Raw genomic sequence first — 12,966 nt, 5'->3', positions numbered from 1 at the left:
CCCTCGATGTAGCCGATCGGCTGTTTCGGCGAGCAGCGTTCGACCAATACCTGTGCCGACGGATTTCTCGGCGCATGCCCCGTCGGTGCCGTTCCCCTAGATGAGGTCGGCCTCTGCGACATGGTCGGCACTGTCTGGGAATGGACCCGCGACCCATTTCATATCCGGTCGTTGACGCGCGCCGCGAAGGCGCGCGACAGGCAGGCTCGCGGCACCCGCCGGATGGTTACGGAGGGCGGCCTCTCATAGCAGGGGCTTCGGCTTGGCGTTGCGATTCTCGGTTGGGGCGCCGGCAGACATCACTGCGATCGAATATGCTTTCGACTGTCCGATGTCCGAGGGAGCTGAATCACGAGCCCCGTTCGAGCCTCCTGGCGCCAGAGTTTGCCTTGGCGTATTCAGGAAGGCCTCGCGCTCGGCCAGAAAGTGGCGCAAAGCAGCGCCCTGACAGCTCATAGCTGGGTCTGGCTGGGGCGGCAGGATTCGAACCTGCGAATGGCGGCACCAAAAGCCGCTGCCTTACCACTTGGCGACGCCCCAATGACGCGATGGGTCAGGGCCGGTCTCTTACCGGCTCGAGGCGATCCATGCAATGCGTCTGGCTATGCTCTTTGCTGCGGCAAAACTTTCGCGTCCGCCAATTTTTCAAAGCCAGGCGGGCTGATGCCAGCGCAGGGCCGGATGCTGACGACTCTCCAGATATGCCCGACCGGGCCCGAGTTGGCGCTGCACGCTTTGTCAGCGAGAGCGTCGGGCGGTTACGGCGGCCGGGGCGAGCACCGTGATACGGCTTGTCTGTCGCCCGCCCTTGCCCCAGCTACAGTCGTTCGAGCGTCAGGCCGGGCGTGGCCCGACTTGCGAAAAGGCCGGGAATTTTTCCGGAAAAGCCTTGATCCATGCGGCGAGGGCGGGCCGTTCGGCCTCCAGCTTGCCCTTGAACCGGAAGCTCATCCAGCCGAGCACGCTGGCCATGGCGAAATGCGCAGTCGAAAGTTTCTCCGGCAGGTCGGGAAGCATCTTTTCGAGCGCCGCAAGGCCGCGATCGGCCCTGGCCATCTGCTTGTCGACCCAGGGCTGATGGCGCTTGTCCTCGGGACGGTAGCGCTCCTCGTAGAGAGCGAGGATCAGAGCGTCGCAGATGCCGTCGGCACACGCCTCGATCACCTTGACCCTGGTGAAGGCTTCAAGGCCCTGGGGCAGGAGCTGGCCACCGGTGAGCTTGTCGAAATAGTCGCAGATCACCCGGCTGTCATAGAGCGCCATGCCGTCATCGAGGACGACGACCGGAATCTTGCCGAGCGGATTGGCAAAAAGCAGCTCCGCCGGCTCGGCCATCGTATCCGTCGCAACGCTTTCAAATGGCAGGTCGCAATGGCTTGCCGCCATTCTCACCTTGGCGGCGAATGGGGAGGCGGAGGAATAGAAAACGCGCATTGGCTGGTTCCTGAAGCATGACGGCAGCGGCCGTTGCCCGATCATCGGCGACGAGCCGGCCTCCGGCAAGGGGATGGGGCGGCAAATCAGGGCATGAAGCGTCCGGCGCGCAGGGACGGGCCTGCGTCGCGAGCCTCATAGGCCTCAGTATTTCGAGACGTAGCCTGGATTGGCGTATGTGGCGGTCCCGGCAGGCACCCGGCGCAGCGACTGGCAGTTGGCGCCATAGACGTGCCAGACGTCGAGACCGAGAACGCAGCCCTCGGCCCGCCATCCGCGAACCGGCGAGAACAATCCGAGATAGTCTCCCGCCGCCGCATATCCCATGGGGTATTCGATGACGTAATAGACAGTTCGCCACTGGTGATCGGAGATCAGCGCCTTGGCCTGGCAATAGCGCCGCTCGATCGGGTTCGGCGCCGGGTAGGGATCGTCCTTGATCTGCGGCTGATAGGCCTTTTCGAACATGCCCTTGAATTCGACGATCTCGAGCTTCGTCTCCAGCATGCGCGGCGCGCCGTATTCGAACTGGTCCTCGACCTCGCCGAGCACGGCGGCATCGTCGCAGGCCGGAACGTTGGAGGGCAGGGGTTCGGCCCGGTAGACCTGCATGTCGGCGGCGGCCGCGGGCATCGCCGGCGCAGCCAGCGTGGCCGGAAGAACGCCGAGCGTCAGAAGAATGGCACCAAGCCTGGTCATCGTGGCAAACTCCCGCACGACATGTGAGCGAACATCGATTTGCGGCAAAGCCTATCACCGATTGGCCGGCGCCGCCCGCGACGAACCGGCCCCACGCGCATCTTTGATCGCGAATGTTGCCTTGCTGCCGCGTTGAAGCACCGGCAGGAGCATGGCGAGAAGCGTCTCGGCCTCCTCGGTGAAGACGAAGGGCGGGTTGATCACCGCAAGGCCGGTGCCGACGAGGCGCTCGTCGGACGTGTGGGGCTCGCGCAGGAACTCGGCGAAGACGATCTCGTTCGGTGCGACGGCGACGAGGGCGTCCTCAAGCCTTTCCACCATGGCCGGTCGCTTGATCGGATACCACACGGCATAGGTGCCGCCGCGCCAGCGGGCGAGGGCTTTCTTCAGGGCCGAGGCGATGTCGTCGACCTCGGAGAGCTTCTCGAAGGGCGGATCGATGAGAACCAGGCCGCGCTTTTCCTTCGGCGGCACATGGGCACCGAGCGCCAGCCAGCCGTCGAGGGCGATCGCCTTCACCGCCGGATCGCCGGCAAACAGCCCCTTGAGCGCCGCGCCGTCCTCCAGATGGAGTTCATAGGCCGACAGCCGGTCCTGCGGACGGAGCAGCCGGCGGGCGATCAGCGGCGAGCCGGGATAGCGGCCCTGCGCCATGTCGGGTTCGACGATCGCCCAGTAGTCGGCCAGGAGGGGATGGGTCCGGACCGACGGATCGGCTGCGGCAAGCGCCGCGATGCCTTCTTCGTGCTCCAGCGTGCGCGTCGCCGCCTCGCCGAAAAGGTCGTAGAGGCCCGGCCCGGCATGGGTGTCGTAGATCCGGATCGCGCCGTCCTTGCGCTGCAGATAGCGCACCAGCCGGCAGAAAAGCGCGTGCTTGACGACGTCGGCGAAGTTTCCGGCGTGAAAGGCGTGGCGATAGTTCATGGTGTGGCTTGGCTAATCGGCTTGCTCATGCCTTCGTCCCGGGCAGGAACGAGCGCCAGCGGCTCCGGGTCGGAGCCGGTTCGCCGGTCTGCCATCGGGCATAGGCCCCGAAGATCGCCTGCGCATAGGCGACGACGCGGTCCCTGGCGAGATAGTCGCGCGCAAAGCCGTTGGCGCGCTTGGCGATCGCCGGAAGATCGAGCGCGCCCGCGCGATCGAGCGCGATGAAGGCCTCGATGTCCTCGCGGCTTTGGGCGGGGAGGAAATGGCGGTTGGGCGCGAGCCCGTGATAATAATAAAGGACGCTGTCTGAGGGAAATTTCATCAGGACGCTGCCGCTCATCAGAACCCGGACGACGCGGGACCAGGCTGCCGCATTGCCGTCCACGGAAATGATGAAGCGATGGCCATATTGCTCGGCCCAGGAGAGATGCGAGCCGAAATAGGGTTGCGCCTCCAGAGCTTCGCGGACGGCCGGACTTTCGCACTGGACGGCGGCGGTGATCCTGAAATCGATGTCGGGATGGCCGTGCAGCTCCTGTGCGAGGCGTAGGCGGGGAAGGGCGGCGTTCCTGAGGACGTCGGCGGTGACCGAGCCGCCGGTCGAGGCGCCGGCGAACACCGCGGCCGAGCGCTTCTGCGCAAATCTTGTCGTATCGCGGTCGCCCGCATACCAGTCGTGGGTGAAGAAGTGGACGTCGGGAACGAGCGGATTGGCGGCGCCGCGCGGCTTGTGGAAGCAGAAGATCGGCGCCTGCCGGGACATGAGCGGAAAGTCGGAGACGTCGATGGCGATCGTCGCCGGCTTCGCCGGCATGGCGGCGCCCTTCACGCAGTCCGCCAGGAAATCGCGGTAGAGGCCGGCGCGGCGGGTGTCGATGCAGCCGCGCGCTTCGATCTCTTCGGCCGTGAAGAAGTCTGGCTTCGGTCGCATGGCGGCGTGGCCCGCCGCGATGTCGAACAGGAAGATCGAGCGCCGCGTTTCGTTCAGCCGGGCATGCTCGGCCGAAAAGTCGCGCGGGCCCGCCATGCAGTGGAGCCAGAAGGCGAGTTCCCGATCGGCCCATTCGGCGATCGTATCGAGAGCCCTGTCTTTCGGGCGGTTCAACACGGAAGGCATCCTCCTCGATTCGTCGTCCTGTGTGTTCTCGAACCGTCTTCCAGGCGAGAACACAACGTTCATTGCGCTTTCCGCTTTGCTGCGGCGCACCACATCAGGGCGTGAACAGGCGCCGATACCGCGTTGAATGGCGGCGGCGCCCATCAAAGGACATCGGCTATCATGAACCACGACCATCTCCTACAGCCCTATGATCTCGGCCCGGTAAGCCTTGCGAACCGCGTCGTCATGGCGCCGCTGACCCGCAGCCGTGCGACCAGCGACGGCGTGCCGAAGGACATGCATGTCGAATACTACCGCCAGCGCGCCGGAGCGGGCCTCATCATCACCGAGGCGACGAACATCTCGCCCGAGGGACGTGGCTATGCCTGGACGCCGGGCATCTTCAACGACGAGCAGGTCGCGGCCTGGAAGAAGGTGACCGACGCCGTTCACGCGGAGGACGGCAAGATCGTCCTGCAGCTGTGGCATGTCGGCCGGGTGTCGCATCCCGATCTCCAGCCGGGCGGGGCGCTGCCCGTCGCACCCTCGGCGATCGCGCCGAAGATGCAGGCCTTCACGGAAGACGGGATGAAGGACGCCGTCGCGCCTCGCGCTCTTGCGGCCAGCGAATTGCAGCGTGTCGTCGACGACTACGTGAAGGCGACGGAGAACTGCAAAGCGGCCGGCTTCGACGGCGTCGAGATCCATTCGGCCAACGGCTATCTGCTCGACCAGTTTCTGCGCGACGGCGCCAACCAGCGCGACGACGAATTCGGCGGCTCGATCGAGAACCGGATGCGCTTTCCGCTGATGGTGGTCGATGCGGTGACGAAGGTGTTCGGGCCGGAGCGCACCGGCATCCGCATCTCGCCGGTCTCGCCGGCCAACGACCTTGCCGACAGCGATCCCGAGGCCGTCTTCACCGCCTATGTGAAGGAACTGTCGGCCCGCAAGCTGGCCTATCTCCATGTCATCGAGGGCGCGACTCGCGGCGACCGGGATCCGCACGAGTTCAAGGCCTGGTCGCTGCGCCAGCATTTCGCCGGCGCCTATATGGGCAACAACAACTACACCCCGGATCTCGCCGAAGAGCGGCTCGCCAAGGGCGAGATCGATCTCGCCTGCTTCGGCCGGCCGTTCATCTCCAACCCCGATCTGGTGACGCGCATCAAGCTCGGCGCGCCGCTGGCCGAATGGGACGAGAAGACGTTCTATGGCGGTGACGAGACCGGCTATACCGACTATCCGGCGCTGAACCCCGAGGAAAGGGCCCGCTACGCCAGCGCTGCCTGACAGGCGAAATGAGGGCAGGAGAGATCCTGCCTCCAGCTTTCAAGTTCTAGCGGGCGGGCACTGAGGTGTCCGCCCGCTTCGTTTCGTCGGCCGTTGGGCAAGGTCAGCCGAGATCGACGACCTGGCAGGGCTCTCCTGCCCGGGCCGCCGGCGCATGCGGCGGCCGCATCAGGAGAACCTGCGCGGCGGCATAGATCGAAAGCAGCGAAGAGTCCTGGCGTGACAGGGGGGTGACGACGAGGCTGCCGTCCTCTCCGAGCGCCGTTTGCGAACGCATGAAATCGGTGCGCGGGCCGTTTTCGGGAATATCCGCTCCGAGGATCGCGCGCCGCGCCATCGGGCGGTCCGGCCGGCCGGCGAGCCGCGCCACGAGGGGGGCGAGAAAGAGCGTCGCGGCGACCATCGAGGAGGCGGGATTGCCGGGCAGTCCGACGAGGCGCATGGCGCCGATGCGGCCGGCCATCAGCGGCTTGCCGGGACGCATGGCGACTTTCAGAAACGCCATCTCGACCTTTCTGGCCGAAAACACCTTGCCGATGAGATCATGGTCGCCGACCGAGGCGCCGCCGATGGTGACGAAGCAGTCGCAGCCCTCGGAAAGGGCCCGGTCGAGATGGCCGGCAATCTCGTCCTCGTCGTCTTTCGCAATGCCGCAGTCGACGACCACGCCGCCCGAGGCCTCGACGAGCGCCGCGACGCCGTAGCTGTTGGAGGCGACGATCTGCGAGGGGCCGACGGCCTCGCCGGGCGAGACGAGTTCGTCGCCGGTGGCGAGCACCGCGACCTTCGGCCGATCGAGCACGGTGAGACGCGGATGGCCGCCGCTCGCAGCCAAGGCGACGGCGCCGGGGGAAAGCAGCGTACCCGCCTTCACCAAGATCCCGCCGGCGGAAAAGTCGACGCCGGCCGGACGGATATGCTGGCTGGGCGAGACGGCTTCCTTCGGCAGGAGGGCGCCGTCCGCCGTGCGCTCGGCGTCTTCCTGGATGAGGATCGCGTCGGCGCCTTCGGGCACCGGGGCGCCGGTGAAGATTCGCACGGCCTCGCCGGGCCCGACTTTTCCCGAGAAGGCCCGTCCGGCGGCCGATTCGCCGATCACGGCAAGAGGGTGGAACGGCGCCGCCGTATCGGCGGCCCGCAGGGCATAGCCATCCATCGCCGAGGCATCGAAGCCCGGCTGGGTCCGCTTCGCGACCACATCTTCGGCAAGCACACGCCCGGCCGCCTCGCACAGCGAAACCGCAACCGTGCGGCGGATCGGCTCTGCCGCCACGACGAGCCGTTCGCGGGCATCCTCGACCGAGATCATCGTCACGGCTTTCGTGCCTCCGCCGAGAAGTCGCCGCTCTTGCCGCCGGATTTCGCAAGGAGCCGGATGCCGGTGATCTCCATAGACCGATCGACGGCCTTCGCCATGTCGTAGATCGTCAGGCAGGCGACCGAGACGGCCGTCAGCGCTTCCATCTCGACGCCAGTGCGGCCGGTGAGCTTCACCGACGCCGTGACCCTGAGGCCCGGCAAGGACGGCTCGGTGGCGATCTCGACGCCGATCTTCGACAGCATCAGCGGGTGGCAGAGCGGGATCAGCTCATGGGTGCGCTTGGCGGCCATGATGCCGGCGAGCCGCGCGACGCCGACGACGTCGCCCTTTTTCGTCTCGCCGCCCTCGATCAACGCCAGCGTTTCGGCTCTCATGATCACGAGACCCTCGGCCTCGGCGATGCGGACCGTCTCGGCCTTGTCGCCGACATCGACCATCGCCGCCTTGCCGCTGGCGTCGAGATGGGTGAGGCGGGGGCCGCCTGCCTCGCTCTCCTCGCTCCGGCTCAAGAGGTCGCTCCCGCGGCATTCGGGTCGCGCGGACTGCCCAGAAGCACGCGGGTCGCCGCGGCGACGTCCGCCTGGCGCATCAGGCTTTCACCGACGAGGAAGGTGCGGATGCCGTGGTCGGACAGTTCCAGGCAGTCGGCATGGGTGAAGATGCCGCTCTCGCCGACGACGATCCTGTCGCCGGGAATGAGGCTCGCCAGCCTTTCCGCCGTGTCGAGGCTGGTCTCGAAGGTCTTTAGGTTGCGGTTGTTGATGCCGATCAGCGGCGAGGCGAGCTTGAGCGCCCGCTCGGTTTCGTCCTCGTCATGGACCTCGACGAGAACGTCGAGGCCGTAGCGGTCCGCGGCCTCTTCGAGCGAGGCGGCGACGTCGTCGCTCACCGCCGCCATGATGATCAAAATCGCGTCGGCGCCCCAGGCTCTGGCTTCCGCCACCTGATAGGGATCGTAGAGAAAATCCTTGCGAAGCGCCGGCAGCCGCGTCGCCGCCCGTGCCGCGGTCAGAAACTCGGGGCTGCCCTGAAAGGAGGGGGCGTCGGTGAGGACGGAGAGGCAGGTCGCGCCGCCAGCTTCATAGGCCGCAGCAAGGCTCGGCGGATCGAAGTCCTCGCGAATGAGCCCTTTCGAGGGGCTCGCCTTCTTCACCTCGGCGATCAGCGCCAGATCGCCGGCCGCGAGTGTCGTTTCGATCGCCGCATGAAAGCCGCGGGGCGGGGCGGCATCGGCGATCTTCGCTTCGAGTTCGCCGAGCGGCACCGCATCCTTGGCGGCGGCGATCTCGTCCAGCTTGTAGTCGCGGATCTTGGCGAGGATGTCGGTCATCGGTTTTCCTTGCCGAGGGCCTGCGTCGCTTCGGCGAGGCGGCGGACCGCGTCCCTGGCCCGGCCCGATTCGATCGCCTCGGCTGCCTTGGCGATGCCGGCCGCAAGGTCGGGCGCGGCGCCCGCCATGACCAGCGCGCCGGCGGTGTTGAGGAGAACGGCGTCGCGATAGGCGCCGGGCTCGCCGTCGAGCACCGCCTTCAAGGCCGCGGCATTGTAGGCGCCGTCGCCGCCCTTCAGTTCATGGAGCGGCCGGCGCTTCAGGCCGACTTCCTCCGGATCGACGGTGAATTCGCTGATGACGCCGTCCTTCAGCTGGACGATCTCTGTCGTGCCGGTCGGCGTCATCTCGTCGAGGCCGTCGCCATGGACGACCCAGGCTGCCTCGGTGCCGAGCGCCAGAAGCGTCTCGGCGATCGGGCGAAGCCATTGCGGCGAGAAGACGCCGACGAGCAGCTTCTTCACCCCGGCCGGGTTGGCGAGGGGGCCGAGCATGTTGAAGATGGTGCGCGTGCCGAGCTCGACGCGGCTCGGGCCGACGAAGCGCATCGCCGCATGGTGGGTCGGCGCGAACATGAAGCCGAGGCCGGTCTCGGCGATCGCCCGGCCGATCTGCTCGGGTTTCAGATCGACGTCGATGCCGAGCGACGTCAGGACGTCCGCCGCCCCCGATTTCGAGGACAGCGCCCGGTTGCCGTGCTTGGCGACGACGAGGCCGCAGCCGGCGATGACGAAGGCCGAGGCCGTCGAGATGTTGTAGGTGCCGGCGTGGTCGCCGCCGGTGCCGACGATGTCGACGGCGCCCTCCGGCGCCGCAACCCGCGCCATGTTGGCCCGCATCACAGCGACCGCGCCGGTGATCTCGTCGACGCTCTCGCCGCGCACCCTCAGCGCCATCAACAGGCCGCCGATCTGGGAGGGCGTCGCCTCGCCGCTCATCATCACCTGGAAGGCCTCGGTCGCCTCCTCGCGGGTCAGCGCGAGACCGTCGGCGGCCTTGGCCAGAAACGGTTTCAGCGTACGGCTCATCGCACCAGCGCCTTTGCCTGTTCGAGGGCGCCGGGATTGATCCGGACCGGATATTCGTTCTGCAGGAGCGTCACGTAGCTCTGATAGAGATCGCTCTCGAGCATCCCCGCCATCTGCTGGCGTTCGCCGGCGCTGACGTTCGCCATCGGGTCCGCCGGCGGCGCGACCTCGGTGACCTTCATGACGAGCCGTGTATCGGGGCTCTTGCCCGGCGCCGTCTGCACAGAGCCGTCGGGGCCGGAAAAGGCAGCCTCGACACCGGCCTGGCCGAGTTCGGAGGCCCCGGACTGGCGGGTGACGGCGTTTGCCGCCATGGGCTGGACGCCGGCTTCCTTGGCGACGTCGGCAATGCTCTTGCCGCCCTCGACCTCTTTGGCGAGGCTTTTCGCGCGCTCTTCGAGCTGTTCGCCTGCCCGCTCGCGCTTCCAGTCGGCAACGACCTTGTCACGCACGTCCTCTAGTTTCCGATCATGTGCCGGATCGATGTTGACGACGTCATAGAAGACGTAGCCGCTCGGATCGACATTGACCGGCAGCGCATCGACGCCCGGCTCGCTGTCGAAGGCGGCGGCGAGGAGGTCGGACTTTTGCGGCAGGTCGATGGGCTTGCCGTCCGGGCCGTTGCCGTTGCGATCGATGGCCTTGACGGTCTTGACCGTGAGGGCGGCCTGGTTGGCGGCTTCCTCGAAGGTCGCGCCGCCGCCCCTGGCATCCTCATAGGCCGTGTAGGCGGCATCGACGGCATCGGCGGCCTTGGACAGGGCGAGATCCTTGCGGATCTGATCCTGGACCTTCGCCAGCGGTTCGACGCCCTCGGGTTCGATTTTGGTCACGCGCAACAGCACCGGGCCGAACACGCCTTCGACGACGTTCGAGACCTCGCCCTGCCGAAGAGCGAAAGCGGCGTCGGCGATCTTCTGGGCCGGGATCGAGGCTTTGGTGACGGTGCCAAGGTCGATATCGGCGGGCGACCGCCCGGCTTCCTTCGCCACCTCCTCGAAGCTTGCCCCGCCATCGAGCTTGGCCTTGGCGGCTTCGGCGGCGGCCTTGTCGGCAAAGACGATCTGCTGGATGCGGCGGCGCTCGGGCGTCGTGTAGCTCGCCTTGCGCGCCTCGTAGTCGGCCTTCACTTCGGCGTCGGTGATTGCCTTGGGATCGGCGAGCGACTGGGGCGTTACCTCGGCATAGGAGATCGAGCGATATTCCGGCGCGGCGTAGCGGGCCTTGTTCTGGTCGAAATAGGTGGAAAGCTGTTCGGTCGTCGGATCGGCGATCGTCGAAGCCTCGGGGGCTGACAAGCTGACGTAATCGACGGTTCTGCGCTCGCCGTTGTAAAGGCCGAGAGCGGTCAGGAAGACCTTCGGCGTTTCAACATCCTCGACCACCGCGTCGACGAGCTGCGAGCGCCGGGCGACGTTCATCTGGCGGGCGATGTAGTCGCTTTCCCGGATGCCGGCATTGGCGAGGATCGACTGGAACGTCGCGCGTGAGAACTGGCCGTTGGCATCCTGAAAGGTCGGATCGTCGGCGATCACCTGCGCCAGCCTCTCGTCCGAGACGCCGAGACCGAGCTTGCGGCTCTGCTCGTCGAGGACGGCGCCGGCGATCAGCTGGCTGGTGACGCCCTGCTCGACCCCGAAGGTCGCCGCCTCCTGCGCGCTGAGCTGGCGGCCGATCTGGCGCGAGATCCGGTTCACCGCCTGGGAATAGGCGAAGGCGTATTCCGACGGGGTCACTTCCGTCTCGCCGGCGGAAATCACCGTCCGCGTCAGCCCCCCGGTGAGCGATGTTCCGATGCCCCAGACGGCGAAACTCAGAATCAGCAGTCCGAGGAGGATCTTCGCCGTCCAGCCGGAAACGCTGTTGCGCATCGTCTCGAGCATCGTCGTCTTCCTCCTTTGGCGGTAAAGCCGGTCCTTGCCGATTCGCCTGGTCTGCCGTGTCCCGTTTATCCGGGTCCCGTGTATGCGGGCCACGCCGCGCAACGCCTTATTAGTGAACAGGCGGCAAGGGGCGCAAGCGATGGCTTGCGATTGATTTTCGAAGATCGATCGCCGAATGTCGCGCCGACAAGACCGGCGGGCCGGGCGAAAATCGCTGCAGGACGCCCAGGGAGGACATGAAGACACGATGAAGCCAAGACCCCTCATCGCCGGCAACTGGAAGATGAACGGCCTGTTGCGCCAATTGTCCGAACTCGAAAAGATCGCTGCGGAGGCGCTCGAGGCGGGCGAGGGGAAGGATCTCCTGATCTGCCCGCCGGCGACGATGCTGTCGGCCAGCGGCGGCGCCCTGTTCGGCAAGGTCGCGATCGGCGGCCAGGACTGTCACGCCGAGGCCTCCGGTGCCCATACCGGCGACATCGCCGCCGAAATGCTGGCCGATGTCGGTGCGACATATGTGATCGTCGGGCACTCCGAGCGCCGGGCCGATCACGACGAGAGCGACGCGGATGTGAGCGCGAAGGCGACGGCGGCCTGGCGCGCCGGCCTGACCGCGATCGTCTGCATCGGTGAAACGGAGGCAGAGCGCCAGGCCGGAAAGACCCTCGATATTCTCGGCGGCCAGCTGGCGGGTTCTCTGCCGGACGACGTGACGGAGAAGAACACCGTCGTCGCCTATGAACCGGTCTGGGCGATCGGCACCGGCCGAACTCCGACGCTCGACGATGTGAAGGAAGTGCATGATTTTCTGAGGGCGCAACTCTCCGATCGCTTCGGCGCCGACGTTGCCGGCGGCATTCGGCTGCTTTACGGCGGGTCGGTGAAACCATCCAATGCAACCGAGCTTCTGGCCGTCGACAACGTCGACGGGGCGCTGATTGGAGGCGCGAGCTTGAAGGCGGAAGACTTCATCGCGATATGCCGAGCGTGCCCGACGTTGGAGGCCTGACGCGGAATCTGGTTGGAATACCGCGCTTCCTTCTGTAGAAGGCGCGAAATTCCCGTGAAATGACCCTCAACGAAAGTTCGATGGAAACCATTCTCATCATCATCCATTTGATTATCGTCGTCGCGCTCGTCATCGTGGTGCTTCTGCAGCGATCTGAAGGTGGAGCACTCGGTATCGGCGGCGGTGGCGGCCTGATGTCGGCCCGCGGCGCGGCCAACGCGCTTACTCGCACGACGGCGATCCTCGCAGCGGGGTTCTTCATCACCTCGCTGTCGCTCGGTCTTCTGGCGCGCTATGGCTCCAGCCCGACGGACATCCTCGACACGCTGCCGGCGCAGTCCGGACAGACCAGCGGCGAAGACCGCAGCCTGCTCGACCAGCTTGGCGGCATGCCAGATTCGCAGAGCGGCGCTTCGGGTGAGGGCGCGGCCGGCCAGAACGGTGCGGCTGCTCCGTCCGCCTCTGGCGAGCCGGCATCGAGCCCCTCGCTGATCGACCAGTCGTCACAGCCGTCCAGCGAGACCGCGCCGGCCGAGCCGGCTCAGCCCGCCGCGCCGGCCGGCGGAAACACGGCAGCGCCCGCAAGTTCAGGCACTGCGGCGCCTTCGGGCGACGCTGCGACGTCGCCGCAGGCGCCGGCTGTCGAGACGATTCCCGCCAACCCGGCCGGCGATACGCCGCAGGGGGCGGACGAGACGACCGTACCGCCGGTCGAGGCCCCGCCAGCCGGCACGACGCGGCAGCAGGATGACGCTTCTCCGACGGGCGAGACCTCGGCTCCCGCGAGCGACAGCACATCCGAATCATCTGCAGCGCCGTCCGCCTCCTCGCCGACAGGTGAGCCGGTGACGCCGGTGACGCCGGAGCCGTCCCAGGGTGACGAGACGACAAACACCTCGCCTGAGGTTCAACCCGAAGCCGGTTCGTCGACCACGCAGTAAGC

12 protein-coding genes, 1 tRNA gene and 1 pseudogene are annotated in these 12,966 nt (G+C 66.7%); 4 read left to right on the top strand and 10 right to left on the bottom strand.

Going from position 1 to position 12,966, the window contains the following annotated elements:
- Window positions 1-15 precede the first annotated feature (15 nt).
- Window positions 16-249, top strand: a complete 234-nt coding sequence (locus tag J6595_RS22920; RefSeq protein ID WP_209592961.1) for an SUMF1/EgtB/PvdO family nonheme iron enzyme — start codon at window positions 16-18, stop codon at window positions 247-249.
- A gap of 216 nt (window positions 250-465) precedes the next feature.
- On the opposite strand, the gene J6595_RS02210 is transcribed toward J6595_RS22920, so the two are convergent.
- From J6595_RS02210 to J6595_RS02190, 5 genes are all read right to left on the bottom strand, one after another.
- Window positions 466-540 (bottom strand) — tRNA-Gln (locus J6595_RS02210).
- 294 nt (window positions 541-834) lie between these two features.
- Window positions 835-1,434: a glutathione S-transferase family protein gene (locus J6595_RS02205; protein WP_209592807.1), complete on the bottom strand. Its 600-nt coding sequence runs from the start codon at window positions 1,432-1,434 to the stop codon at window positions 835-837.
- Window positions 1,435-1,578: 144 nt separating this feature from the next.
- A complete protein-coding gene (locus tag J6595_RS02200) occupies window positions 1,579-2,133 on the bottom strand; it encodes a hypothetical protein (protein ID WP_209592806.1) in 555 nt (184 codons plus the stop codon).
- Between the two features lie 54 nt (window positions 2,134-2,187).
- Window positions 2,188-3,057: a 23S rRNA (adenine(2030)-N(6))-methyltransferase RlmJ gene (locus J6595_RS02195; protein WP_209592805.1), complete on the bottom strand. Its 870-nt coding sequence runs from the start codon at window positions 3,055-3,057 to the stop codon at window positions 2,188-2,190.
- A gap of 25 nt (window positions 3,058-3,082) precedes the next feature.
- Window positions 3,083-4,165: a glycosyl transferase family 90 gene (locus tag J6595_RS02190; protein WP_209592804.1), complete on the bottom strand. Its 1,083-nt coding sequence runs from the start codon at window positions 4,163-4,165 to the stop codon at window positions 3,083-3,085.
- Window positions 4,166-4,339: 174 nt separating this feature from the next.
- On the opposite strand from J6595_RS02190, the gene J6595_RS02185 reads away from it, so the two are divergent.
- Window positions 4,340-5,452, top strand: a complete 1,113-nt coding sequence (locus tag J6595_RS02185; RefSeq protein ID WP_209592803.1) for an alkene reductase — start codon at window positions 4,340-4,342, stop codon at window positions 5,450-5,452.
- Window positions 5,453-5,555: 103 nt separating this feature from the next.
- Here J6595_RS02185 and J6595_RS02180 read toward each other — a convergent pair whose 3' ends face one another.
- Genes J6595_RS02180 through J6595_RS02160 form a run of 5 tightly spaced genes read right to left on the bottom strand, consistent with a single transcriptional unit; the run spans window position 5,556 to window position 11,014 of the window.
- On the bottom strand, window positions 5,556-6,767 hold the full coding sequence (locus J6595_RS02180) for a molybdopterin molybdotransferase MoeA (RefSeq protein ID WP_209592802.1): 1,212 nt from the start codon (window positions 6,765-6,767) through the stop codon (window positions 5,556-5,558).
- Window positions 6,764-7,282, bottom strand: a complete 519-nt coding sequence (gene moaC, locus J6595_RS02175; RefSeq protein ID WP_280890084.1) for a cyclic pyranopterin monophosphate synthase MoaC — start codon at window positions 7,280-7,282, stop codon at window positions 6,764-6,766. The genes J6595_RS02180 and moaC overlap by 4 nt, the downstream gene beginning before the upstream one ends.
- Window positions 7,279-8,103, bottom strand: coding sequence for an indole-3-glycerol phosphate synthase TrpC (trpC, locus tag J6595_RS02170; protein WP_209592801.1), 825 nt, complete (start codon window positions 8,101-8,103; stop codon window positions 7,279-7,281). Before trpC ends, moaC begins: the two co-directional genes overlap by 4 nt.
- Window positions 8,100-9,131: an anthranilate phosphoribosyltransferase gene (gene trpD / locus J6595_RS02165; RefSeq protein ID WP_209592800.1), complete on the bottom strand. Its 1,032-nt coding sequence runs from the start codon at window positions 9,129-9,131 to the stop codon at window positions 8,100-8,102. Before trpD ends, trpC begins: the two co-directional genes overlap by 4 nt.
- Complete coding sequence (locus J6595_RS02160; protein WP_209592799.1) at window positions 9,128-11,014, bottom strand: peptidyl-prolyl cis-trans isomerase; 1,887 nt, start codon at window positions 11,012-11,014, stop codon at window positions 9,128-9,130. The genes trpD and J6595_RS02160 overlap by 4 nt, the downstream gene beginning before the upstream one ends.
- A gap of 247 nt (window positions 11,015-11,261) precedes the next feature.
- On the opposite strand from J6595_RS02160, the gene tpiA reads away from it, so the two are divergent.
- Both tpiA and secG read left to right on the top strand, forming a co-directional pair.
- On the top strand, window positions 11,262-12,023 hold the full coding sequence (gene tpiA / locus J6595_RS02155; RefSeq protein WP_209592798.1) for a triose-phosphate isomerase: 762 nt from the start codon (window positions 11,262-11,264) through the stop codon (window positions 12,021-12,023).
- Window positions 12,024-12,103: 80 nt separating this feature from the next.
- Window positions 12,104-12,682: pseudogene (gene secG, locus J6595_RS02150) on the top strand (preprotein translocase subunit SecG); the annotation flags it as partial.
- Window positions 12,683-12,966: the final 284 nt, after the last annotated feature.

The organism is Jiella mangrovi (assembly GCF_017815135.1).
GTDB classification, from domain to species: Bacteria; Pseudomonadota; Alphaproteobacteria; order Rhizobiales; family Rhizobiaceae; genus Jiella; species Jiella mangrovi.
Note: the sequence above shows the minus strand (reverse complement) of the source record. Positions and strands in the feature narration are given on the sequence as shown.

Excerpts from the sequence above, each read along its gene's own strand:
- J6595_RS02160 (WP_209592799.1), bottom strand. The coding sequence starts at position 11,014 with ATGCTCGAGACGATGCGCAACAGCGTTTCCGGCTGGACGGCGAAGATC.
- J6595_RS02195 (WP_209592805.1), bottom strand. The coding sequence starts at position 3,057 with ATGAACTATCGCCACGCCTTTCACGCCGGAAACTTCGCCGACGTCGTC.
- J6595_RS02185 (WP_209592803.1), top strand. The coding sequence starts at position 4,340 with ATGAACCACGACCATCTCCTACAGCCCTATGATCTCGGCCCGGTAAGC.
- J6595_RS02205 (WP_209592807.1), bottom strand. The coding sequence starts at position 1,434 with ATGCGCGTTTTCTATTCCTCCGCCTCCCCATTCGCCGCCAAGGTGAGA.
- trpC (WP_209592801.1), bottom strand. The coding sequence starts at position 8,103 with ATGACCGACATCCTCGCCAAGATCCGCGACTACAAGCTGGACGAGATC.
- tpiA (WP_209592798.1), top strand. The coding sequence starts at position 11,262 with ATGAAGCCAAGACCCCTCATCGCCGGCAACTGGAAGATGAACGGCCTG.
- J6595_RS02200 (WP_209592806.1), bottom strand. The coding sequence starts at position 2,133 with ATGACCAGGCTTGGTGCCATTCTTCTGACGCTCGGCGTTCTTCCGGCC.
- trpD (WP_209592800.1), bottom strand. The coding sequence starts at position 9,131 with ATGAGCCGTACGCTGAAACCGTTTCTGGCCAAGGCCGCCGACGGTCTC.